The sequence below is a fragment of the Blautia faecis genome (genome assembly GCF_027662325.1).
In the GTDB taxonomy this organism is placed as follows: domain Bacteria; phylum Bacillota; class Clostridia; order Lachnospirales; family Lachnospiraceae; genus Blautia_A; species Blautia_A faecis.
The window spans coordinates 1-24153 of the sequence record NZ_JAQDKY010000027.1 but is presented as its reverse complement, the minus strand read 5'-3'; the positions used below and the strand labels follow the sequence as shown (position 1 = coordinate 24153).

Sequence of the window (24153 nt, the reverse complement as noted above, 5' to 3'; positions counted from 1 at the left end):
ACGGCGACCGACGACAACGCAGCAGATGAAAAATCAGACAAGTCAATATGGCGGTTACTTAATATTCAATGTACTAGACAATACTACCTGCCGTGTCTGAATTTTAGTCAATGTTTAACGATTGTATAACGACAAAATAACAAGAATTTGTTAGCATGTAATTACTTTTTGAAGTGTGAAAAAATTGACGATATGCAATAAAATGGAAGTCAATTTTTAAATAATGTGCACAATAGAAGTTGCTATCCATACTGAATTGTGTTAAAATCTGTCTATAAAATGAGACTTGAGACAGGAGACTTTTATGAAAAAATGGGGAGATATTATCAAGAATATGACTTTGCTTAGTCAATTTAGCTTATCCTTTATCACTCCTCTGCTTCTGTGCCTGCTGATCTGCTGGTGGATGAGTACCAGCCTGGGAATAGGAGAATGGATTTTTATTCCTGGCTTTTTTTTCGGACTGGGAGGCTCCTTTACAGTAGCCTATAAGCTTTACCTGTCCGTAACCGGACATCAGAAGAAAGAGAAAGAGAAAAAGAAGAATAAAGTTTCATTTAACAGACATCATTAGAGTGTGTTTGAGGAATCATTCTTGCAAAGTGTGACGTACATTTTGCAGAAAACCTTTTTCAAACACGTTTCAGAAGGGAGATTTGTATGAGCAAAATGTTTGCAGATGTGCAGCCGGCAGTGAGGAAAGAGACGAAGAAGGTGGCGATTGGTACATTTGTATGCGTAGTCCTGATGTGGGCTGTATTTGGAATCGGACATCTGGCAGTGCCGGAGCAGATTCCGTTTGATTATACAGTGCTTCTCGCCGGATTTATTGGCGGGATGGTGGCAGTACTGAACTTTTTCCTTATGGGACTGACCGTTCAGAAGATAGTTTCCATGGAGGACGATAAACAGGCCGCAGCGAAGATGAAGGCCAGCTATAGTCAGAGAATGATGCTTCAGCTTATCTGGGGCGTTCTGGCGATTGCGGTTCCCTGTTTTCAGTTTGTAGCCGGAATCTTACCATTGCTTTTTCCAAACATTGTGATCAAGACAGTTGGAATCATTGGGGGGAGGAAGGCCGCATAATGATATATACAATTTTATGTAACTATTCAGCAGGTACTGCTCCGCGAAGTGTGTGACAGATGTGGTACGGAACAGTTACAAATTTATAATGACAGGAGGTGAGAGTACATGGATATCGAAATAACCGGTGGCAGGATATTCTATACGTTTCCGTTCGAGATTCCCATCCTGGGGAAATTCCAGATAACGGAGACTCTGGTTGTAAGCTGGCTGGTTATGCTGTTGATCACAGGACTTTGTATCTGGCTGACACATGATCTGAAAGTGGAGAAAATATCCAGGAGACAGGCTGTGGCTGAACTTCTGGTGGAGACAGCAAATAAGTTCGTCATCGGAAATATGGGTGAGAAATTCAGCTATATGATTCCTTTTGTGGCGGCGCTTTTTGCCACCAGTGTGGTATCCAACCTGATCAGCCTTGTAGGACTGCGAAGCCCTACAGCAGATCTTTCCACAGAAGCTGCATGGGCAGTTGTTGTATTTACCATGATCACGGCACAGAAGATTAAGACAAATGGTTTCGGTGGATATATGAAGGGATTTACAACTCCGATCCCTATTATGACACCATTTAATATTCTTTCTGAGATCGCCACACCGATCAGTATGGCGTGCCGTCATTTTGGAAATATTCTTTCCGGTGTAGTTATCAATGGTTTGATCTATGCAGCGCTGGCGCTGGCAAGCTCCAAACTGTTTGGATTGATTCCGGGTATTGTGGGAGATGTTTTGTCGAAGATCCCATTCCTGGACGTTGGTATTCCGGCAATTATGTCAGTTTATTTTGACTGGTTTTCCGGAATCATGCAGGCATTTATTTTCTGTATGCTGACTGTAATGTATATCGCGAATGCAGCAGAAGAGTAGCGTAAAGAAGGCGGATGTTCACGAAGTGGGCAGAAAATCGGAAAATGCAGAAAATATTTTGCAGTTTCCGGATGAATTGAATTTCTAACAAGAGAAATCATAAATAACAGGAGGATTTGATTATGGATTTTACAGTATTGGCAAAAGGTATCGCACTGGCTGGTTGTGCAATTGGTGCTGGTCTTGCACTGATCGCAGGTATCGGACCTGGTATTGGAGAAGGTAACGCAGTTGCAAAAGCTCTGGAAGCAATCGGACGTCAGCCAGAGTGTAAAGGTGATGTAACCTCTACCATGCTTCTTGGTTGTGCGATCGCAGAGACTACAGGTATTTACGGTTTCGTAACCGGTCTGCTTCTGATCTTTGTTGCACCTGGTACCTTCATGAAGTTCCTTGGATAATTAAGGACAAGTATCACAGGCGTTACCATTCACAGACCGCTGTTATGGAAGCTCCATAGAGACGGCACCAAAGCAGCTGGTTTCTATACTGGTAAGATACTGGAACGGTATGAATGGTAGCAGTTACAACAGGAGGTTAGAACATGCAGGTACAGGAACTTGTAGGAATTGTGCCGTGGACGTTTATCGCACAGATCTGCAATCTTTTTCTTCAAATGTATCTGATAAAAAGATTTTTGTTTAAGCCTGTCAATGAAATGCTTCAGAAGAGAAGAGCAATGGCAGATGCCGAAATCCAGGATGCTACAAAGGCGAAGGAAGAAGCTCTTGCCATGAAGACAGAGTATGAACAGAATATGCAGCAGGCCAAAGCAAAGGCCAGCGATATTGTCACAGAGGCACAGAGGACAGCTTCCCTCCAGAGTGAGGAGATCCTGAAAAGTGCAGCCCAGGAAGCCCGTGCTATGAAAGAGAAGGCTGAGAGCGACATTGCACAGGAGAAACGCAAAGCTGTCAATGAAGTGAAGAATGAGATCGGCGGCATGGCAATGGAGATTGCCGGCAAGGTGATCGAGCGTGAGATCAAAGAAGAGGATCACGCGAAACTGATCGACGAGTTTATTTCGAATGTAGGTGAGGCATCATGACGCAGATTGCCAGATTATATGGCAGCAGCATGTATGATCTTGCTGCTGAAGAACAGCTTACCGACACTGTGCTGGAGCAGATGCAGACAATCCGGCAGCTTTTCCGGGAGAATCCCGATTATGTGAAATTGTTGTCAGAGCCTTCAATCCCGAAGGAAGAGAGGACAAAACTTCTTGATACTGCATTTGGAACAGAAGCAGAACGGTATCTGGTGAATTTTCTGAAACTGCTGTGTGAGCGCGGAATCCTGGGAGAGTATTCCGGATGCTGTGAGGAATTTACACGGCGGTACAATGTGGACCATAACATTGCCACTGCAGTGGTGACCAGCGCGGTTGCACTGACAGATGAGCAGATGGCAGCGCTTAAGGACAAGCTGGAGAAGATAAGCGGTAAGACCGTTACCCTGACCCAGAAGACAGATCCTACAGTGCTTGCAGGTCTTAAAGTGGAACTGGAGGGCAGACAGCTGGACGGTACAGTAAAGAGCCGTCTGGATGATCTTTCCAGGAAATTAAACGAGCTTATAGTATAAGGATGGATAGAGAAAATGCAGCTTAAACCTGAAGAAATTTCAAAAGTCATCCGCAGTCAGATCAAATACTACGATAACGCTATCAAACAGAATGAGACCGGTACGGTTCTTATGGTTGGTGATGGTATTGCAAGAGCCAGCGGTCTTATCAACTGTATGGCAGGAGAGCTTCTTGAGTTTGAGGACGGAAGCTTCGGAATGGCGCAGAACCTGGAAGAAAACAGTGTTTCTATCGTTTTATTTGGGGATGATTCCGGTATTGGCGAAGGTCAGACCGTAAAGCGCACCGGAAAGGTGGTATCCGTTCCGGTTGGTGAGGCTATGATCGGGCGAGTTGTAAATGCCCTTGGACAGCCTATTGACGGTGCAGGACCTGTAGTGACAAGTGAATACAGGGCGATTGAGAGCCCGGCACCAGGTATCTGCGAGAGACAGGGCGTTAACCAGCCTCTGCAGACCGGTATTAAGGCAATTGACTCCATGGTTCCCATTGGAAGAGGTCAGCGTGAGCTGATTATCGGTGACCGTCAGACTGGTAAGACCACTCTGGCAGCAGATACTATTATCAATCAGAATGGGAAGGACGTGATCTGTATCTATGTTGCAATTGGTCAGAAGCGTTCCACCGTATCTTCCCTGGTTGAGACTCTTACAAGAAATGGCGCTATGGATTATACCATCGTTGTAGCGGCTACTGCTTCAGAAGCCAGCCCGCTGCAGTACATTGCACCGTATTCCGGATGTGCAATGGGTGAATATTTTATGTATAAGGGAAAAGATGTACTTATCATTTACGATGATTTAAGTAAGCATGCGGTTGCTTATCGTGCACTTTCCCTGCTGATCCGTCGTCCACCGGGACGTGAGGCATATCCTGGAGATGTTTTCTATCTCCATTCCAGACTTCTGGAGCGTGCCGCAAGACTGGATGAGGCACACGGCGGCGGTTCCCTGACTGCACTTCCGATCATCGAGACACAGGCAGGAGACGTTTCCGCATATATTCCCACTAACGTTATTTCCATCACAGACGGACAGATTTTCCTGGAGACAGAGCTGTTCCATTCCGGTGTTATGCCGGCTGTAAACCCTGGTATTTCCGTATCACGAGTTGGTGGAAATGCACAGATCAAGGCAATGAAGAAGGTTGCCGGTACTTTGAAGCTGATTTATTCCCAGTATCGTGAGCTGCAGAGCTTTGCACAGTTCGGTTCAGATCTGGATGCTGATACAAAAGCCAGACTGGAGCAGGGTGCCCGTATTGTAGAGGTACTGAAGCAGAACCAGAATGCGCCGGTTCCGGTTGAGAAGCAGGTGGCTATCCTTTATGCAGTAACCAAGGGAATTCTTTCCAGGGTTGCTACAGAGGATGTAAGAACCTATGAAGCTGGTCTTTATACCTGGATCGATAGTGATGCACAGGGTGCTGCTGCAATGCAGGAAATCCGTTCCACAGGTGCATTATCTGCGGAGACAGAAGAGAAGCTGAAGGGCGCATTGGAACAGTATACTGAGAATTTTGTAAATACAAGACCTGAGAAATAAATTGTGACAAGGAGGACTTTTTATGGCTGCAAACATGAAAGCGGTAAAGCTGCGGATCAAAAGTGTGCAGAGCACTATGCAGATTACCAAGGCAATGGAACTTGTAGCATCCTCCAAACTGCGTAAAGCAAAAGAAAGGGCGGAAGTCTGCCGGCCTTATTTTGAGACCATGCATCAGACCCTTGTGGATATTGCCCGGGGGAATACAGATTTTTCCTCTGTATATGCCAGAGAATCCGGGAATGAGAAGCGCTGCTATGTGCTGATCGCCGGAGACCGTGGTCTGGCTGGCGGATATAACACCAACTTGTTTAAATGTCTGGAAGCAGCCTCTTTGAATCAGGATTTCCTGGTTCTTCCCATTGGGAAAAAGGCTGTGGAGTATTCGAAGCGAAATGGATTTGCCTGTGTTACAGAAAGCTTTGGTGAAATTGCCGATGTTTCTGTTGCAGACTGCTTTGAGATGGCGAATCTGCTCTGCGGGGAATTTAAGAAGGGAGAATTTGGACACATTGATCTTTGTTACACAAAGTTTGTTTCCATGCTTTCCCAGCAGCCATCGGCGATTCCGGTGCTGCCTCTGAAGGACCTGACAGATAAACAGGATACAAAGAGCATCCGGAATCTGATTCTGTATGAGCCGGATGCGTCGGAAGTATTTGATGCCATCGTTCCGGAGTATCTGGCTGGTTTGATCTATGGTGCGGTTTGCGAGAGTGTTGCCAGTGAGCTGGCTGCAAGACGTACCGCCATGGAGGCTGCGACCAACAATGCCGAGGAAATGATCGAGAAGCTGAATCTGCATTACAACCGGGCACGTCAGGCAAGCATCACGCAGGAGATCACAGAGATTGTTGGAGGTGCGGAGGGAGTATAGGATAGGTGCAAAATATATTGCTGCCATGAAAGAGACAGTACTTACAATATTAGTTGATATTTTGCGTTTATAGAATATTCATCCGCGTGCTGGCTGGACAAAAAATAAGATATAGTGAAAAATATAACGAAATATCACTATATGGATTTTTCGGATGGTCAGTCACAGAAATAATGATGATTATGAAGGATTTTACCCTTCAATCTATAAGGAGATTGCTAAATGAGCGAAAAACACATTGGCGAGGTGGTGCAGGTAATCGGTCCGGTACTGGATATCCGGTTCGGGCATGACGAGCTGCCGGCACTTCTCAATGCCATCGAAATTGATCATGAAGGCACAAAGCTCACAGCAGAGGTTGCTCAGCAGATCGGGGATAATACGGTACGCTGTATCGCCATGAATTCCACAGATGGTCTGGTAAGAGGAACCAAGGCTGTAGATACTGGTGAACCCATCAAGGTTCCGGTTGGAGAGGAGTGCCTGGGAAGAGTATTTAATCTTCTTGGTGATCCGGTAGATAATCTTCCGGCACCAGAGACGAAAGAGCACTGGGCAATCCACCGTCCGGCACCATCCTATGAGGAGCAGATGCCGGCAACTGAGATCCTGGAGACCGGTATCAAGGTTGTTGACCTGATCTGCCCTTATGCAAAAGGTGGTAAGATCGGTCTGTTCGGAGGTGCTGGTGTTGGCAAAACAGTTCTTATTATGGAGCTGATCCACAATGTTGCCACAGCACACGGCGGACTTTCCGTATTTACAGGTGTTGGAGAGCGTACCCGTGAGGGTAATGACCTTTACAATGAAATGAAGGAAAGCGGCGTTATCGACAAGACTGCACTAGTTTATGGTCAGATGAACGAGCCGCCGGGAGCACGTATGCGAGTTGGTCTTTCCGGACTGACTATGGCAGAGTATTTCCGTGATGTGAAGAATCAGGACGTGCTTCTTTTCATTGATAATATTTTCCGTTTTACACAGGCTGGCTCAGAGGTTTCCGCACTTCTTGGACGTATGCCTTCCGCTGTAGGTTATCAGCCAACTCTGGCTACTGAGATGGGTGCCCTTCAGGAGCGTATCACTTCTACCAGAAAGGGTTCCATCACATCTGTACAGGCTGTTTATGTACCTGCCGATGACCTTACAGACCCGGCTCCGGCTACTACATTTACCCATCTGGATGCGACCACCGTACTTTCCCGTGAGATCGCCAGCCAGGGTATTTATCCGGCAGTGGATCCGCTTGATTCCACCAGCCGTATCCTTTCCCCGGAGGTAGTTGGACAGGAGCATTATGAGATTGCACGTGCAGTACAGAGAGTTCTGCAGCGTTATAAAGAACTGCAGGATATTATTGCAATTATGGGTATGGATGAGCTTTCAGAAGAGGATAAGCTGACAGTAAGCCGCGCGCGTAAGGTGCAGCGATTCCTGTCACAGAGCTTCTCTGTTGCAGAGCAGTTTACAGGTATGCCGGGACAGTACGTTCCGCTGAAAGAGACTCTCCGTGGATTTAAGATGATCCTGGATGGCGAGTGCGACAGTATTCCAGAGAGCTGCTTCCTGTTTGCCGGAACTATTGACGATGTATTTGAGAAAGCAAAAAATAACCAGAATCAGTAAAGGAGGCTGCCTATGAGGACATTTCCCCTTAGAATCGGTACCCCCGACGGCCTGCTTTTTGAGGGAGAGGTGCAGCGCATTGTGTGCCGCAGCATTACCGGTGATCTGGCAATCCTGGCAGGACACTGCAACTTCTGTACCGCTCTTGGAATGGGCGAGGCCCATGTGATACTGGAGAATGGCACCAGCCGCAGTGCAGCCTGCATCGGTGGCATGCTCACCGTAATGGATGGCAATTGCAGTCTTCTTGCAACCACCTGGGAATGGCAGGAGGACATCGACGCCGACCGCGCTGGAAAAGCCAAAGAGCGTGCCCAGGAAAAGCTGGCCAAGGGTGGACTTTCCGATAAGGAATACAAGATCGTTGAAGCCAAGCTGCAGAGGGCGCTGGTGAGACTTAGTGTGAAAAGTTAAGGAATAATGAAAGAGGACAGTTTTGCCTGGAAAATGGTGTTTAAGGTGAGACTGTTCTTTTTATGTATAAAAGTTTGCGGACACCAATACATTGGTCTCTGTTACTGCGAAAAAAATCGTAAATTATCACCAATGATTTATTTTCGACTTTAAAACGTCAAATTTCCATCACATAAAAGCGTTGACATAAAAGTGTGGGCGCGTTACAATAAGATATCAGGAAAAATATGAAAAAGGGCTGGATATAACCGGTCCTTTTTATTACTTTCCAACAAAAACAAAGCCTGGAAGGTGCAGCTGCCAGGCACTATAAAATGAAAAAGAAAACAAGGGGGACGATTTGAAAGAACGAGAAACCTTTGGATCACGGCTGGGATTTATCCTGGTCTCTGCAGGATGCGCCATTGGACTTGGAAACGTGTGGAAGTTTCCGTATATGGCGGGAAAATATGGTGGAGCGGCATTTATTCTGATTTACCTGATATTTCTGGTTTTGTTGGGATTGCCAGTACTGGTATGTGAATTCGCAGTAGGACGTGCAAGCCGTAAAAGCACGGCAAGGGCATTTCACGACCTGGAACCGGAGGGCGCCAACTTCCATAATTTCAGCTACATGAGCATGGTTTCCAACTATGTGCTGATGATGTTCTACACCGTGGTTGCAGGATGGATGCTTTACTACTGTTATGCAATGGCAGCCGGCAAACTGGACGGGAAAGATTCTGCACAGGTGGCAGACTATTTTACAGGACTTCAGGATTCAGCTGGTACAATGACTTTATGGATGATCATTGTAGTTGTTTTATCCTTCGGAGTGTGCTCTTTGGGAGTGCAGCGTGGCCTGGAGAAAATCACAAAAGTAATGATGATATGTCTTCTGGCGCTGATCGTAGTGCTTGCGGTTCATTCGCTTACGCTTGACGGAGCGATGGAGGGAGTGAAATTTTACCTGGTGCCGGATTTTGCCGCTATGGCCGAGATCGGAATCGGAAATGTGATCTTTGGGGCACTGTCGCAGGCATTTTTTACATTAAGTATTGGTGCAGGCTCTATGACGATTTTCGGAAGCTATCTTGGAAAGGATAGATCCCTTCTGGGAGAATCTCTGCATATTACGATTCTGGATACCTTTGTCGCATTGATGGCAGGATTAATCATTATTCCGGCATGCTTCGCATTTGGTGTGGAGCCAGGAGCAGGCCCGGGACTTGTATTTATTACATTGCCTAATGTATTTAACCAGATGACAGGAGGGAAAATCTGGGGAGCTCTGTTTTTCCTGTTTATGTCCTTTGCCTCCCTGTCTACTGTAATTGCGGTCTTTGAAAATATTATATCCTATTCAATGGACAGAAAAGGCTGGAGCCGTGGAAAAGCTGTTATAGTCAACATGGTGGCAATGATCCTTCTTTCTCTGCCGGCAGTATTTGGCTTCAACATTTTGTCAGGAATACAGCCGCTTGGAGCAGGAACGAACATCATGGATCTGGAAGATTTCATTGTATCCAATAATATTCTTCCACTGGGTTCTGTAGTATTTGTAATGTTCTGCGTGTCCAAATATGGCTGGGGCTGGAAGCGCTTTATTAAAGAGGCGGATACCGGAGAAGGGCTGAAATTCCCTGCAAACGTACAGAAATACATGCTGTATGTGATTCCGGCGATTGTAGTTGTGATTTATCTGAAAGGATATTATGATATGTTCAGCCCGAAGGGACCGGTTGTGCTGACCGTGTGGATGCTTGTGAGTCTGCTGGTACTGGGACTTGTAGGATGGATTATATTTGGAAAAAATAAGACGAAATAATAGAGAAATCTTAATAAGAAATAAGCAAAAGAGGAGTGACATAAAATGATAGCAGAAAAAATGAAACCATATGTAAAAAACAATTCTGCAATCCGTATGATGTTCGAGGAAGGCAATCGCCTTCGCGCGATTTACGGACCGGAAAATGTATTTGATTTCAGCCTTGGAAATCCAAGTGTACCCGCACCGGATTGTGTTCGTCAGGCCATCATTGATCTGGTAAATGAGGAAGAGCCGACAGTTCTCCATGGCTATATGAGCAATGCAGGATTCGAAGATGTTCGTCAGACAATTGCAGAGTCCCTGAACCGTCGATTTGGCACTTCTTTTGCAGCGAAAAATCTGATCATGACAGTTGGAGCAGCCAGTGGACTGAATGTGGCTTTTAAGACGATCCTGAATCCTGGGGAAGAAGTGATCGTTTTTGCACCTTATTTTCTGGAGTATGGTGCATATGTACGCAATTATGATGGCAACCTTGTGGAAATCTCACCGGATACTACCACATTCCAGCCGAATCTGAAGGAATTTGAGGAGAAAATCACACCGAAGACCCGTGCTGTCATTGTGAATACTCCTCACAATCCGACTGGAGTTGTTTATTCAGAAGAAACAATCAGGAAACTTGCGTCAATTCTGGAAGCGAAGCAGAAAGAATTTGGCACAGTGATTTACCTGATTTCTGATGAGCCATATAGAGAACTGGCCTATGACGGCGTACAGGTACCCTATCTGACAAAATATTATGCAAATACAATCGTAGGCTATTCCTACAGCAAATCCCTTTCTCTTCCAGGTGAGCGTATCGGTTATCTGGTTATTCCAGACGAGGCAGACGGAAGCGAGGAACTGATCGCAGCAGCAGCCATTGCTAATCGTACTATCGGCTGCGTAAATGCTCCATCCCTGATCCAAAAAGTAATCGCGAAATGCGTAGATGCAGAGGTAGATGTGGCAGCTTACGACAAGAACCGCCTTGCTCTTTACAATGGACTGAAAGAACTGGGATTTGAATGTATTAAGCCACAGGGAGCGTTCTATTTATTCGTGAAATCTCCAGTTACAGATGAAAAAGCCTTCTGCGAAGCTGGCAAAAAATACAATATCCTTATGGTGCCGGGAAGCTCCTTTGCCTGCCCTGGATATGTAAGACTGGCTTATTGTGTATCGTATGACACGATTATGAACTCTTTGCCCCAGTTTGGAAAATTAGCAGAAGAATTTGGGCTGAAAGCATGATTTCTGTGTACCGCGAAGCGTGTAGCAGTGAAGGTACTGAACAGTTACAATATGATATATAAAGTACGGTTAAAGATATGCTGTTAAAGCTTAAAGCCTGTTTGAAAAATCAGTAAATGGGAGGAAGTTATGTCCAGTTTATATATCGTAATTCCGGCATATAATGAATCGGAGAATATTGAGAAAACCATTGACCAGTGGTACCCAGTAGTGGAACGTCATAACGATGAGGGAAATTCCAGACTGGTGATTATTAACGACGGAAGTAAAGACAACACCTATGAACTCCTGCAGAAATGCGCTGCTACAAGACCCCTTCTTGTCTCACTGGATAAACCAAACGGCGGTCACGGTCCTACAGTACTTTATGGATATCGTTATGCCATCCGGCAGAAAGCCGATTATATTTTCCAGACTGATTCAGACGGTCAGACGAACCCTGACGAATTCGAGCCATTTTGGAACCAGAGGGGCCGGTATGATGCAATAATCGGTAGCCGCGCTGTACGTGGCGACGGAAAATCCAGAAAATTCGTAGAGAATGTTGTATGCTTTCTGCTGAGAATGATCTTCGGTGTAAAAGTTTCCGACGCCAATGCGCCGTACCGCCTGATGAAATCCAGCCTGGTAGCCAAATATATCGACAAACTCCCGGAAGACTTCAACATTCCCAACATTATGTTTACTACATACTTTGTCCACTACAAAGAAAAAGTACAATTCATAGACATCACCTTCAAACCCAGACAGGGCGGAACTAATTCCATTAATGTGAAGAAGATTGTGAAAATTGGCTGGAAGGCTGTGAAGGACTTCTATAAACTAAAGAAAGAGCTTTAGAGCTTGCTATATACAAAAAGAGCAGATAAATCTTACTCAACCTAAGATCTATCTGCTCTATTTTCTTATAATCCCTTACGCATTTTTCTTAATAGAAGCTCTCTTACGATCACGGGAATCCAGAATCTTCTTACGGATACGAAGGCTGCTTGGAGTAACCTCCAGAAGCTCATCTGTATCGATAAACTCAATAGCCTGCTCCAAACTGAGAACTCTTGGCGGAGTCAGTTTCAGTGCCTCATCAGCAGAAGAGGAACGAGTATTGGTCAGATGCTTGGTCTTGCAGACATTCAGCTCGATATCCTCTGCCTTGCCATTCTGTCCGATAACCATACCACTGTAAACCTTTGCACCAGGTCCGATAAATAAAGTACCACGCTCCTGAGCTGCAAACAGACCATAAGTAACAGCCTCGCCGCCCTCGAAAGCAATCAGGGAACCCTGTTTACGATACTGGAAATCTCCCTTATATGGAGAATAGCCATCAAAAATAGTATTGATAATACCAGTTCCCTTTGTGGAAGTAAGGAAATTTCCTCGGAAACCAATCAGTCCACGGGAAGGAATGTGGAACTCAAGACGAACGGAACCGTCGCTTGCAGTGCTCATTCCCTGCAGTTCACCCTTACGCTCGCTGAGCATCTGGATAACGGTACCAGAAAATTCCTCCGGAACATCAATGTAGGCAATTTCCATTGGCTCTAATTTCTTGCCACGTTCATCAATTTTGTAAAGTACCTCTGGCTTGCTGACTGCAAATTCATATCCCTCACGTCTCATATTCTCAATAAGAACGGAAAGATGAAGCTCACCACGTCCGGAAACCTTAAAGCACTCAGTTGTCTCAGTGTCTTCTACGCGAAGGCTGACATCTGTGTTCAACTCTCTGTAAAGTCTGTCACGGAGATGACGGGAGGTGATGTATTTACCCTCCTGTCCTGCAAGCGGGCTGTCATTTACCAGGAAGTTCATGGCGATAGTCGGCTCAGAAATCTTCTGGAATGGAATTGCCTCCGGGTTATCTCCGCCGCAAAGGGTATCTCCGATATGAATTTCAGCAATACCGGAAATTGCAACAATTGATCCGATAGTTGCCTCTTTTACCTCAACTTTATTCAGACCGTCAAACTCATAAAGCTTGCTGATCTTAACCTTCTGTTTTTTGTCCGGATCGTGGTGGTTCAGAAGAGTAAGCTCCTGGTTTACGGCAATAGTGCCGCTCTCAACCTTACCAACGCCGATACGTCCAACATATTCGTTATAATCAATGGTACTGATCAGTACCTGTGTGTCTGCATCCGGGTCTCCCTCCGGAGCCGGAATGTATTTCAGAATAGCCTCAAACAGCGGCTCCATGTTCTCTGGTGTATCCTTCAGATCCAGAACAGCGTGTCCTGTTTTTGCAGATGCATAGAGGAATGGGCAGTCGAGCTGCTCATCGGAAGCACCAAGATCCATAAGAAGTTCCAGAACCTCGTCAACAACCTCGTCTGGCCTTGCTTCTGGACGGTCTATCTTATTAATGCAGACGATTACGTGCAGATCCAGCTCAAGAGCTTTTTTCAGAACGAATTTGGTCTGAGGCATAGCGCCTTCGAAAGCGTCAACCAGAAGGATAACGCCGTCTACCATTTTCAGTACACGCTCAACCTCGCCGCCGAAGTCAGCATGTCCTGGGGTATCGATAATGTTGATCTTTGTGTCTTTGTAATGAACTGCTGTGTTCTTGGAGAGAATTGTGATACCACGCTCTCTCTCAATATCGTTGGAGTCCATGACACGTTCCTGAACCTCCTGATTGGCACGGAAAACACCGCTCTGTTTCAGAAGCTGGTCTACCAGAGTGGTTTTACCATGGTCAACGTGGGCAATGATGGCTACGTTACGTACATCTTCGCGTTTCGTCTTCATAAAAATCGAAATCCTTTCTTTATCGGGCAGAGGGATTCTGCCTCTTTCTTTCCATATTAATGTAGTTTCTTCTTTATATTGTCCAAAACCTCAGTTTACCACATTTTTCGCGAATTACAAGGTGTTGAAAAAAAATTTTTGAATTTCTATGAAAAAAATATTTTAAATTTCTGGTTCTAAACAGGGTGATTTTCTCATAGATATTATAGACCAACAAGTAAGACAAGTATTATATGTCTGCAGAAAAAAGTGAAAATAAGGAAGGAGAACTACAACATGGCAGATAAAATTATTGAAAACAATCAGGTTTCCATCACGGGAAAAATCGTTACAGGTTTCACATTCAGCCACCAGGTTTACGGAGAAGGATTTTATACCATGGATCTTCTGGTAAAGAGGCTTAGCGATTCTGAAGACAGGATTCCGGTGATGGTATCTGAAAGGCTGGTGGACGTTACCCAGGATTACGTGGGACAGTATGTGGAAATTCACGGACAGTTCCGTTCCTATAACCGTCATGAAGAAAAACACAACCGGCTGGTGCTTTCCGCATTTGCACGGGAATTAAAATTTCTGGAAGAAGAGGATTCTCTGGCACCGGTAAACCAGATTTTCCTGGACGGATATATCTGTAAGCCGCCTGTTTACCGGAAAACACCGCTGGGAAGAGAGATTGCCGATCTGCTTCTTGCAGTGAACCGACCTTATGGAAAATCAGATTACATACCGTGTATTTGCTGGGGACGAAATGCCCGCTATGCTTCAGCCTTTGAAGTGGGCGGTCATGTACTGATCTGGGGCAGGATCCAAAGCAGGGAATACATGAAGCGAATCGGGGAAAATGAGACACAGAAGAGAATCGCTTATGAGGTATCGGTGAGCAAGCTGGAGTATGTGTAAACCAACTGCAGTGGCGGGAAATACGCCATGGTCTGCTAGTTGCTTTATGGAAGGCAGCCAGCCCAATTTTTCTCCAAGTTTCTTCTGCTTGCATTTCTGCTGGTTTTGCGGTAATATAAGCATATTAAAAATGGCGCAGTTTGCGGTTTCTATTTGCAAAGCGCGATATCTGAATGAATGGTATCATTTGCGGAGACGGCATTGCGAGGAATGTTATTGATCTATGGCAGACGGTAACATTATTTTTAACAATAAGAGGAATCAGTATGGAAAAAGAAATAACAGAAGTATATTGCGGAAATGGCAGAGGTAAGACCACACTGGCAATTGGTCAGGCACTGCGGGCATCTTCTCAGGGCAAAAGTGTGATCATCATTCAGTTCCTGAAAGGAAATGAACGGCGCGAGCTGGACTTTCTGGAAGAACTGGATCAGCTGGATATCAAGATCTTCCGCTTCGAAAAGATGGAGACCTGTTACGACCAGTTGAATGAGGAAGAGCAGGTTGAAGAGGAGCGCAATATTCTCAATGGTTTAAATTTTGCCCGTAAAGTGATTGCTACACAGGAATGTGATTTCCTGGTACTGGATGAAATTCTGGGACTTCTGGATAAGCATATTGCTACTGTTGATATGGTTGTCGGGCTTTTGAAACAGAAGGACGAATCTATGCATTTGATACTTACAGGAAATCGGGTAGACCCTGGCATTTTGGATTATGTGGACAGTGTGACTACCATTACCACTCTTGGAAGAGAGCAGAACTCATGATAAAGATGAATAGGAGGAAATAATATGGCAATTTTCAAAGGTGCAGCCGTTGCAATTGTAACCCCGATGCATGAAGATGGAAAGGTAAATTATGAGAAACTGGAAGAACTTCTGGAATATCAGATTGCGAACAGCACAGATGCAATCGTTATCTGCGGCACTACAGGCGAGTCTTCTACATTGACACACGGAGAACATCTCCAGACCATCAAATTTGCAATTGACAAGGTAGCTGGAAGAGTTCCTGTTATTGCAGGTACCGGTTCTAATTGCACAGAGACTGCAGTCATGATGTCGCAGGAAGCTGCTTCTTATGGCGCTGATGCACTTCTGATCGTGACTCCATATTACAACAAGGCAAGCCAGAAGGGTCTTATCCGTCATTATACAGAGATTGCCAATTCTGTACCGGAAACTCCGATCATTATGTATAATGTGCCAAGTCGTACAGGCTGCAATATCCAGCCTGCTACAGCAGTTGCTCTTGCGAAGAATGTGAAGAACATTGTGGGAATCAAGGCTGCAAGCGGAGATCTTTCCCAGATCGCCAAGATGATGTCCATGGCTGACGGAGCTCTCGAGCTTTATTCCGGAAATGATGACCAGGTACTTCCGATTCTTTCCCTTGGCGGACTTGGAGTAATCTCTGTTTTATCCAATGTTGCTCCGAAGAATACACATGACATGGTTATGAAATTTATGGAGGGAGACCTTGCTGGTGCTGCCAGACTTCAGCTTGAGGCTGTTCCTCTTATCAATGCACTGTTCTGCGAGGTAAACCCGATTCCGGTTAAGACTGCCCTGAACCTGATGGGCTGGAAAGTCGGACCGACCCGTATGCCTCTTTGTGAGATGGAGCCGGAGAACGAGGAGAGACTGAAAAAAGCTCTTGCTGATTATGGAATTAAGCTTGCATAAATAATGTTGAAATCCCGGACAGAGCCTGTCAGCTCTGGTGTGCAGCAGCATATTATCTGACAGCTGGCTGACGGGATTTCTTTGTAATATGTAAGCAGGGAAAAACAGAGCGCGTAGATTATTGAAATAATTTTTACAAGCTCGTTAATTTACAGTAAGAAAGGAAAAAATAAAAATGGTTAAAATTATCATGCACGGATGTAACGGTCATATGGGACAGGTTATTTCCAATATTGTTGAGAAGGATGCAAATGCCCAGATCGTAGCAGGAATCGACATTGCAGACCAGGGGAAAAACAGCTATCCGGTATTTACAAACATCGACGATTGCCAGGTGGAAGCAGATGCTGTTATCGATTTTTCCTCCCCGAAGGCTTTTGATAAGCTGATGGACTACTGCGAGAAGAAAAATATGCCGGTAGTTCTTTGCACCACAGGTTTAAGTGAAGAGCAGCTTGCAAGAGTAGAAGAGAGTGCAAAAAAGATCGCCGTTCTGAAATCTGCCAACATGTCCCTTGGAATCAATACTCTTTTGAAACTGGTTCAGGATGCAGCTAAGGTTTTGGCAGCAGCTGGTTTTGACATGGAGATTGTAGAGAAGCACCATAACCTGAAAGTGGATGCACCAAGCGGAACAGCTCTTGCCCTTGCAGATAGTCTGAACGAGGCAATGGACAACCAGTATCATTACGTATATGACCGCAGCCAGAGAAGAGAGAAACGTGACGCTAAGGAGATCGGTATTTCCGCAGTTCGCGGAGGCTCTATTGTTGGCGAGCATGAAGTGATTTTTGCCGGACCGGATGAAGTGATCGAATTTAAGCACACAGCATATTCTAAGGCTGTATTTGGCAAGGGTGCTGTAGAAGCAGCGAAATATCTTGCCGGAAAACCAGCTGGAAGATATGATATGAGCAATGTGATTGAAGGTTGACCGAAATATACAAAAATTGTAAAACACATACAAAAAAATTGTTAAATTTATGGATTTACAGATAGCAATGTGTTTGCTATAATTCCATCATAAGTTGCAACGGAGCAAACTACTTAGAGAGTTTGCTCCGTTTTTTTTTGCGTTTATGGTATGGCAGGTCAGAGTATTTGCTGATAAAGCATTTTTGCACTTGTTTCCATAACGTACCGAAACTTCATAAGAGAGAAATGCAATATCGCATTTCTGCCATGCAGAAAGGGCTGCCACAGGGCGGTCCTTTTTGCGTTAGTAAAGCTGGAAATCGGGATAGCATAACTGCGCAGGCTGTTATTGTCCACTTTGGAAACGATAACAGAAGACTATCTGTACCGGCGAGAGTCAGAGAGGAGAAATTATTATGAGAAAAACAGCAAAAGCAATGGCACTTCTTACAGCAGCTTCTATGATTATGACAGCTTTTACCCCGGTTTACGCAGAGAGTACAGACACAGAGGACACGGCAGCAGTTGACTGGGAAAACGGTGAAAATATTAAAGCAATTAAGGAGAAAGGTGTGATCACCGTCGCAACTGGAACTTATGTACCATTTGAATACAGAGATGATGACGACAATATTGTAGGTTTTGATATTGACCTGGCGCAGTATATTGCAGACAAGCTTGGAGTTGACATGGAAGTGACAGATATGGAATTCCAGTCCATTGTTCCTTCTATCCAGAATGGGGAGTATGATTTTTCCATTGCAGCAATGTATAAGACAGACGAAAGATGCGAGGTTGTGGATATGTCCAAATCCTACTGCGACAGTGGTATGATCCTTGCCGTGAAAGAAGATTCAGAGTATGCAGATACCGTTAAGAGTCTGGCTGACTGCGATGGTCTGAAGGTTGCCGTAAAAGAGGGGGCAACTTCTTATAACGTAGCACAGAGCTTCCTGGATGAGAATCCGGATGTTTCCTATGAGATTGTTCAGTACAAGGATACAGTAGGATGCGTATCTGACCTTTTGGCAGGCCGTGTGGATGTTGTGGTAAACGATCTTCTGAACCAGAAGATTCTTTCCCAGGAATATGAAGGTGCCAAGATCGTGTGTGATCCATTTACCCATGCAGAGAACGCCATCGCCGTACAGAAGGGAAAAGATGATCTGCTTGAATTTATCAATGAATGTATTGACGAGTATTATGCAGACGGCACTTATGATACACTCTGGACAAAATGGATCGATGCTTCCGGCGAGGGAGAAGAAGCAGCTGCAGCAGAAGATGCGGAAACCGCTGAATAAAGCATAATAGTGAAAGGACTGAACAGTTACAATAAAACACAGATATGTTTCTATGCAGAAAGCGCGTTACTGGTCACTCCGTGACCAGTAATACCGGAAGAGTAAGGAAGAAAGGATAAACCGGCTATAATTACTGGCCACAGGGGAAATAGTATGGTAACATTGAAATGGTCACTTGTATTTGATAAAATGACATCACTGCTCCAGGGATGCGCAGTGACGATGGAAATATCGGTTCTCACACTTATTTTTGGTACGATTCTGGGTGTTGTGCTTGCGTTGATGAGGGACAGCCACATAAAAGTGGTATCCAGACTGGCACAGATGTACATCTGGATATGGAGAGGAACCCCGCTGATGGTGCAGGCATTTCTGATCTATTTCGGTTTGCCAAACCTGGGCATTACTTTCAGCGCTATGACAGCAGGTGTGCTTTCCATGTCTTTAAATACAGGCGCATACATTGCAGAAATTGTCCGTTCCGGTATCCATGCTATTGACCCGGGGCAGAGAGAAGCAGCCAAAGCACTTGGAATGCCCTGGCATCTGGAAATGCTTCGAATTGTGGCACCACAGGCAACCAAGATCTGCATTCTTCCTCTTGTAAACCAGTTTATTGCCACCATCAAAAATACCTCTATTTTGTCCGCCATCACTTTGACAGAGCTGACAAGAGAGGGAACCCTGATCGCTTATAATTCTTTCCATTATTTTGAGCCGTACATAGCTGTTGCGGTATTATATCTGATCCTGACAACTATATTTACCCAGATTGCAGGAGTTTTGGAAAGGAGGATGGCATAAATGGCAGAAGATGTTATTTTAAGTGTAAAAAATATCAGCAAAAGCTTTGGGGATCTTCAGGTGCTGAAGGAAATCGGTTTTGACATACATAAAGGGGAAAAGATTGCAATCCTTGGTCCCAGCGGTTCTGGTAAATCCACAATTCTCCGGTGTATCAACCAGCTGGAAACCTACGACAGCGGCGAAATCGATTATATGGGAAAACCTGTGAATTCCGGTCAGGCACTGCATGAGCTGCGGCAGCATATTGGAATGGTTTTCCAGAGATTTAACGTTTTTACCCATATGAGTGTGCTGCAGAATGTGATCGAGGCACCGGTCCATGTGAAAAAAGTCCCCAAACAGGAGGCAATTGTAAAGGCAAAAGATTTGCTGAAAATGGTTGGGCTGGAAGGCAGGGAAGAGGCAATGGCAAAGAATCTTTCCGGCGGCCAGCAGCAGAGGGTTGCGATCGCAAGAGCAATGGCTATGAATCCGGAAGTGATCCTTTTTGATGAGCCTACCAGCGCACTGGATCCGGAACTGGTTGGAGAGGTCTTAAGTGTTATCCGTAAAGTAGCAGCGGAAGGAGTATCCATGGTCATTGTCACCCATGAGATGAATTTTGCCAGAGAAGTAGCGGATCGGATTTTGTTTATGGAAGATGGCGTGATCGTGGAGGATGCGCCTCCGGAAGAGTTTTTTGAGCATCCGAAGAATGATCGTATTCGTCAGTTTATCAGGAAAGTTGAGGAAAGGTAATTCGGGATGGACTATATAATCAAAGATGGCTGGATCGTAAATGGGAAAAAGGAAAAGCCATTTCATGGAGATCTTGTAATAGAAAATGGGAAAATTGCGGAAGTGAGAACTCATGTGGAGATTCCAGCCGATTTTCCAAAAGAGCGTGTTTTGAATGCGGCCGGTGGTTATATAACCCCCGGCTTCCTTGACATTCACAGACACGGAGACTGGCAGGCCTTTGGAAACGGGGATGATGAGCTTTTGAACCGGCAGGGACTGACGACTGTGGTGAATGGAAACTGTGGGCTTTCGGTGGCTCCGGCTGGGGAGAAATTTGGGAAAGAGATTGCCAGATTTCTCAGCAGTGTGACTGGGGATTTTCGTTGGGGAAAAGATGAAAATACAGATGATACCGAAGGTGTACTTTTCTCAAAAAAGAAAGAGGAGTCTTGCGGAATTTCAGAGAAAGAAATCGAGATAGCTGCTCTTAGAATTATGTCAACCATGTCCGCCTACTTGTCGGCTCTTGGAAAAGAAAAGCGCAGCGTCAACACTGGAATGCTTGCAGGAAATGGAACCATCCGCGCCAGTGTAAAAGGCTATGCTTCCGGGAAGCTTTCCAAGGAAGAATTACATCAGGTGTGGAAGGCTGTGGAGGAAGCTCTGTCAGCAGGAGCGCTTGGAATCAGCCTTGGAATTGCCTATGCCCCGGAATTTGAATATGACAGAGATGGGCTTGTGGAAGCACTGCAGCCCTTGAAGGGGACGGACATTCCCATTACCACCCATATCCGAAATGAAGGAGATGGAATCCTGCTGGCTCTGCAGGAAGTGATTTCCGTGGCGGAAGAGCTGCAGATTCCCTTGCATGTAAGCCATATGAAGTGTATCGGGCGGAAAAACTGGGGCGGGACTCCGGTGAAAATCCTGAAGCTATTTGACCAGGCGGCAGAGCGGGGCGTGAAGGTGGATTTTGACCTGTATCCCTATCTGACTGGTTCCACCCAGCTGGTACATCTTCTTCCCCCACAGTTTCAGGAGGGCGGTACCGATGCAATCTGCGCAAGGCTGGCAGATCCGTTTTGCAGGAAGGAGATTACGAAGGTGCTGAAGCAGCCTTCCGATATTTTTGAGAACATTGTGGAGCTGGCTGGCTTTGATATGATCTATGCCAGCACTTTACATACGGAGAAATTCGGCAGCTTTGCAGGACAGTCTATTGCGAAGATCGCAGAGCAGTTTGGACAGGATCCTTATGATACCCTGTATGACATTCTCTTGGAAGAGCGCTGCCAGGTTACCATGCTGGATACCATTGCCTCAGAGGAGGACATGCTGTATTTTTTGAAAGACAGCCGGGCAAATCTGATCTCAGATGCGATCTATCCCGCAGGGGGCAAATATCATCCCAGAGTTTACGGGGCTTTTCCGAAGCTTCTTACTGCTTACGTGCGTGATAAAAAGATTTTTTCCATAGAAGATGCTGTGTATAAGATGACAGCAAAACCGGCGCAGGTGCTGGGTCTCCCTCTGGGTACCCTGGAAAAAGGAATGCCCGCAGATATCAATGTATTTCATCTGGACCAGTTAAGCGTTCATGCAGATTTCCAGAATCCAAACCAGTATTGTACAGGATTTGATTATGTGCTGGTGGGCGGAGAGATTGCGGTAGCCCATGACGTGTGGAGAAATTCCAAAAGCGGCAGGATCGTGCGGAAACAACAGTGATAAGTGAAGAATGGAAATGTCCGGATTGATGGATTTTTAAAATGTAAATTTCTTCCAGAATAGTTTCTTTCTCATCTGTACATATTAGAAGCATACAGCAATGTTTACTGTTCGCAGGCTGAGTTCCGCCAGGCGGAACGGTCATTTTCGCGAAAGTGGACAGTAACGTGTTTTCAGCTGAAAATAAGAAAAGGAGACAGATGAGATGAAAAAAATGAAACGAATGCTCATAGGTACTTTGCTGGTATTTACATTATGTATGCTTACAGCCTGTGGAAATGACAATAACAATGCAGCGGATGAGGTTCAAAATAATGCAAATGAGGACGCCATTGATAAGGACAACGTGGAGAATGGAACTGCAGAGGATGAAAACATGGTGGATGACGCGGGCGACAGCGTAAATAATGGTGCAGACGGAGCTGGAACTGCTGATACCGCAGTACCAGATGATGCAGGCACTGCCGGAGATGCAGATGTTCCCGGTGATAATGTGACAGACAATAACAATTCCGTTTCCGGTGCTCTCGGAGAAGGTGTGGAAGAATTAGGTGATGGAGTAGCTGATGGTGTCCGTGATGTTGGTGAAGGTGTGGGCAACGCTGTAGAAGATGTTGGAGATGCTGTGGATAATGCAGCGAATGGAAGATAATAAAAAAATAGAGGTAAAATGAAAAGGTGTTGAATGAAGAGAGGTGTTTCATTCAACGCCTTTTTGTGATATGATTTCAATAAATTTGTGAGCAAAATACAGGATAGCTACAACTTAATTACAAATGCAAGAAAAGGAGGATCATCATGAAATTTCGTCCATGCATAGATATACATAATGGAAAGGTAAAGCAGATCGTAGGAGGAAGCCTGAAGGATGCGGGAAACCAGGCACAGGAGAATTTTGTGTCAGAGCAGGATGCAGCTTTTTATGCTTCCTTGTATAAAGAAAAAGGCCTGAAAGGAGGACATATTATCCTTCTGAACAGTGCGGATTCTGAATACTTCCAGGCTACAAAAGCCCAGGCCATGCTGGCCCTTGGCGCGTATCCAGGCGGTCTTCAGATCGGAGGCGGTGTAAACCCGGACAATGCGGCAGATTATCTTGCTGCTGGAGCCAGTCATGTGATCGTCACCTCCTATGTGTTCCGCGACGGTCATATTTCCTGGAAAAATCTGGAGAAGATGGTAGATGCAGTCGGAAAAGAACACCTTGTCCTTGATCTCAGCTGTCGTAAAAAAGAGGATGCATACTATGTAGTCACAGACCGCTGGCAGAAATTTACAGAGGAGGAGGTAACTCTGGAACTGATGGAAAAGCTGGGTGCCTATTGCGATGAATTTCTCATCCATGCAGTGGATGTGGAGGGTAAGGCAAAAGGTATAGAAGTTTCTCTGGCAAAGTTGCTTGGTGAATACAATGGGCACCCAGTCACTTACGCTGGCGGCGTTGGCAGCATGGAGGATATCCAGACCCTCAAAATGGCAGCAGGCGGAAAAGTGGATGTGACGGTAGGAAGTGCCCTGGATCTGTTCGGTGGCACCATACCATTTGAAAAATTGATAGGTAATTTATAAATGTGAAAAAATTCGTAATTTTTTCAGAAAATGATGTTAATTTTTAGAGTAATGTGTTATAATATACCCATCAAACAGCAAAGGGGATGGAAGCATGAAATTCATTATCAGCGGAAAGAACATCACAGTGACAGACGGGCTTCGTATAGCAGTAGAGGATAAGCTCGGTAAACTGGAAAGGTATTTCACTCCTGACACTGAAGTTGTCGTAACTCTTAGTGTAGAAAAAGAAAGACAGAAAATCGAGGTGACGATCCCGGTTAAGGGCAACATCATCCGTTCCGAGCAGGTCAGCAACGATATGTATGTATCAATCGACCTTGTAGAGGAAGTAATTGAACGTCAGCTCAGGAAATACAAGAACAAGATCGTAGATAAGCAGCAGTCAGCTGCCAACTTCCAGAAAGCATATCTGGACAAGGATTATGAAGAGGACGAAGAGGTTAAGATCATTCGTACCAAGAAATTCGATATCAAGCCTATGTATCCAGAAGATGCATGTGTCCAGATGGAACTTCTTGGACATAATTTCTTCGTATTCTGCAATGCAGAGACTGATCAGGTGAATGTAGTTTACAAGCGTAAGGGGAATACCTACGGACTGATCGAGCCGGAGGATTAATAGAGATATATCTGTTTGAAAAATAAAACAGGTGAATAGGAAGGGCATGTGAAAAAACGAAAGTTTTTTCACATGCCCTTGTTTTTTTGCGTGTGTCCAGCAAA

At 45.1% G+C, this 24153-nt stretch carries 25 protein-coding genes; 24 read left to right on the top strand and 1 reads right to left on the bottom strand.

The features are described 5' to 3' along the window. Nucleotides 1-304 precede the first annotated feature (304 nt). The 13 genes from PGQ38_RS12700 to PGQ38_RS12640 all read left to right on the top strand — a co-directional run bounded on the left by PGQ38_RS12700 (nt 305) and on the right by PGQ38_RS12640 (nt 11885). Nucleotides 305-574 (top strand): AtpZ/AtpI family protein, encoded by a 270-nt coding sequence (locus PGQ38_RS12700; protein ID WP_173717843.1) that lies wholly within the window; start codon nt 305-307, stop codon nt 572-574. A gap of 86 nt (nt 575-660) precedes the next feature. Continuing rightward, the gene (locus PGQ38_RS12695; protein WP_118582119.1) at nt 661-1086 is read left to right on the top strand and encodes an ATP synthase subunit I; all 426 of its coding nucleotides are present in this window, start codon (nt 661-663) and stop codon (nt 1084-1086) included. Nucleotides 1087-1194: 108 nt separating this feature from the next. Further along, nucleotides 1195-1953 (top strand): F0F1 ATP synthase subunit A, encoded by a 759-nt coding sequence (locus tag PGQ38_RS12690; protein ID WP_118582122.1) that lies wholly within the window; start codon nt 1195-1197, stop codon nt 1951-1953. A gap of 122 nt (nt 1954-2075) precedes the next feature. Next, on the top strand, nt 2076-2354 hold the full coding sequence (atpE, locus tag PGQ38_RS12685; protein ID WP_179962564.1) for an ATP synthase F0 subunit C: 279 nt from the start codon (nt 2076-2078) through the stop codon (nt 2352-2354). 143 nt (nt 2355-2497) lie between these two features. Further along, nucleotides 2498-3001, top strand: a complete 504-nt coding sequence (atpF, locus tag PGQ38_RS12680) for a F0F1 ATP synthase subunit B (RefSeq protein ID WP_118582125.1) — start codon at nt 2498-2500, stop codon at nt 2999-3001. Further along, nucleotides 2998-3537: an ATP synthase F1 subunit delta gene (atpH, locus tag PGQ38_RS12675; protein ID WP_118582128.1), complete on the top strand. Its 540-nt coding sequence runs from the start codon at nt 2998-3000 to the stop codon at nt 3535-3537. Before atpF ends, atpH begins: the two co-directional genes overlap by 4 nt. Nucleotides 3538-3552: 15 nt before the next feature. Continuing rightward, complete coding sequence (gene atpA / locus PGQ38_RS12670) at nt 3553-5082, top strand: F0F1 ATP synthase subunit alpha (protein WP_270431989.1); 1530 nt, start codon at nt 3553-3555, stop codon at nt 5080-5082. A 22-nt stretch (nt 5083-5104) separates the two neighbouring features. Next, nucleotides 5105-5959, top strand: a complete 855-nt coding sequence (gene atpG, locus PGQ38_RS12665) for an ATP synthase F1 subunit gamma (RefSeq protein WP_204452556.1) — start codon at nt 5105-5107, stop codon at nt 5957-5959. 222 nt (nt 5960-6181) lie between these two features. Further along, nucleotides 6182-7585: a F0F1 ATP synthase subunit beta gene (atpD, locus tag PGQ38_RS12660; protein WP_148461013.1), complete on the top strand. Its 1404-nt coding sequence runs from the start codon at nt 6182-6184 to the stop codon at nt 7583-7585. Between the two features lie 12 nt (nt 7586-7597). Next, a complete protein-coding gene (gene atpC / locus PGQ38_RS12655) occupies nt 7598-7999 on the top strand; it encodes an ATP synthase F1 subunit epsilon (protein ID WP_118582140.1) in 402 nt (133 codons plus the stop codon). A gap of 340 nt (nt 8000-8339) precedes the next feature. Next, complete coding sequence (locus PGQ38_RS12650) at nt 8340-9806, top strand: sodium-dependent transporter (protein WP_270431985.1); 1467 nt, start codon at nt 8340-8342, stop codon at nt 9804-9806. A 45-nt stretch (nt 9807-9851) separates the two neighbouring features. Then, the gene (locus PGQ38_RS12645; RefSeq protein ID WP_118582146.1) at nt 9852-11045 is read left to right on the top strand and encodes a pyridoxal phosphate-dependent aminotransferase; all 1194 of its coding nucleotides are present in this window, start codon (nt 9852-9854) and stop codon (nt 11043-11045) included. Nucleotides 11046-11174: 129 nt separating this feature from the next. Then, complete coding sequence (locus PGQ38_RS12640; RefSeq protein ID WP_173770106.1) at nt 11175-11885, top strand: glycosyltransferase family 2 protein; 711 nt, start codon at nt 11175-11177, stop codon at nt 11883-11885. A gap of 75 nt (nt 11886-11960) precedes the next feature. Here PGQ38_RS12640 and typA read toward each other — a convergent pair whose 3' ends face one another. Beyond that, nucleotides 11961-13796, bottom strand: a complete 1836-nt coding sequence (typA, locus tag PGQ38_RS12635) for a translational GTPase TypA (RefSeq protein ID WP_118582152.1) — start codon at nt 13794-13796, stop codon at nt 11961-11963. 276 nt (nt 13797-14072) lie between these two features. Here typA and PGQ38_RS12630 point away from each other — a divergent pair, with 276 nt between their 5' ends. The 11 genes from PGQ38_RS12630 (at nt 14073) to hpf (ending at nt 24049) form a co-directional block, all read left to right on the top strand. Beyond that, a complete protein-coding gene (locus PGQ38_RS12630) occupies nt 14073-14696 on the top strand; it encodes a single-stranded DNA-binding protein (RefSeq protein WP_118582155.1) in 624 nt (207 codons plus the stop codon). 266 nt (nt 14697-14962) lie between these two features. Then, nucleotides 14963-15466, top strand: a complete 504-nt coding sequence (locus PGQ38_RS12625; protein WP_118582158.1) for a cob(I)yrinic acid a,c-diamide adenosyltransferase — start codon at nt 14963-14965, stop codon at nt 15464-15466. A gap of 24 nt (nt 15467-15490) precedes the next feature. Continuing rightward, nucleotides 15491-16384, top strand: a complete 894-nt coding sequence (gene dapA, locus PGQ38_RS12620) for a 4-hydroxy-tetrahydrodipicolinate synthase (protein WP_118582161.1) — start codon at nt 15491-15493, stop codon at nt 16382-16384. Between the two features lie 175 nt (nt 16385-16559). After that, nucleotides 16560-17318: a 4-hydroxy-tetrahydrodipicolinate reductase gene (dapB, locus tag PGQ38_RS12615; protein ID WP_148461017.1), complete on the top strand. Its 759-nt coding sequence runs from the start codon at nt 16560-16562 to the stop codon at nt 17316-17318. 397 nt (nt 17319-17715) lie between these two features. After that, a complete protein-coding gene (locus PGQ38_RS12610) occupies nt 17716-18603 on the top strand; it encodes an ABC transporter substrate-binding protein (RefSeq protein WP_270431980.1) in 888 nt (295 codons plus the stop codon). A 153-nt stretch (nt 18604-18756) separates the two neighbouring features. Further along, entirely contained in the window at nt 18757-19407 is a 651-nt protein-coding gene (locus PGQ38_RS12605) for an amino acid ABC transporter permease (protein ID WP_173735278.1), read from the top strand. Continuing rightward, entirely contained in the window at nt 19408-20148 is a 741-nt protein-coding gene (locus PGQ38_RS12600) for an amino acid ABC transporter ATP-binding protein (RefSeq protein ID WP_179962565.1), read from the top strand. It begins immediately after the preceding gene. A 6-nt stretch (nt 20149-20154) separates the two neighbouring features. After that, nucleotides 20155-21858, top strand: a complete 1704-nt coding sequence (locus tag PGQ38_RS12595; RefSeq protein ID WP_270431977.1) for an N-acyl-D-amino-acid deacylase family protein — start codon at nt 20155-20157, stop codon at nt 21856-21858. A 205-nt stretch (nt 21859-22063) separates the two neighbouring features. Further along, a complete protein-coding gene (locus PGQ38_RS12590) occupies nt 22064-22510 on the top strand; it encodes an LptM family lipoprotein (RefSeq protein ID WP_118582182.1) in 447 nt (148 codons plus the stop codon). Nucleotides 22511-22656: 146 nt separating this feature from the next. Beyond that, a complete protein-coding gene (gene hisA, locus PGQ38_RS12585) occupies nt 22657-23427 on the top strand; it encodes a phosphoribosylformimino-5-aminoimidazole carboxamide ribotide isomerase (protein ID WP_195409043.1) in 771 nt (256 codons plus the stop codon). Nucleotides 23428-23521: 94 nt separating this feature from the next. Continuing rightward, nucleotides 23522-24049: a ribosome hibernation-promoting factor, HPF/YfiA family gene (hpf, locus tag PGQ38_RS12580; RefSeq protein ID WP_270431974.1), complete on the top strand. Its 528-nt coding sequence runs from the start codon at nt 23522-23524 to the stop codon at nt 24047-24049. The last annotated feature ends 104 nt before the right edge of the window (nt 24050-24153 follow it).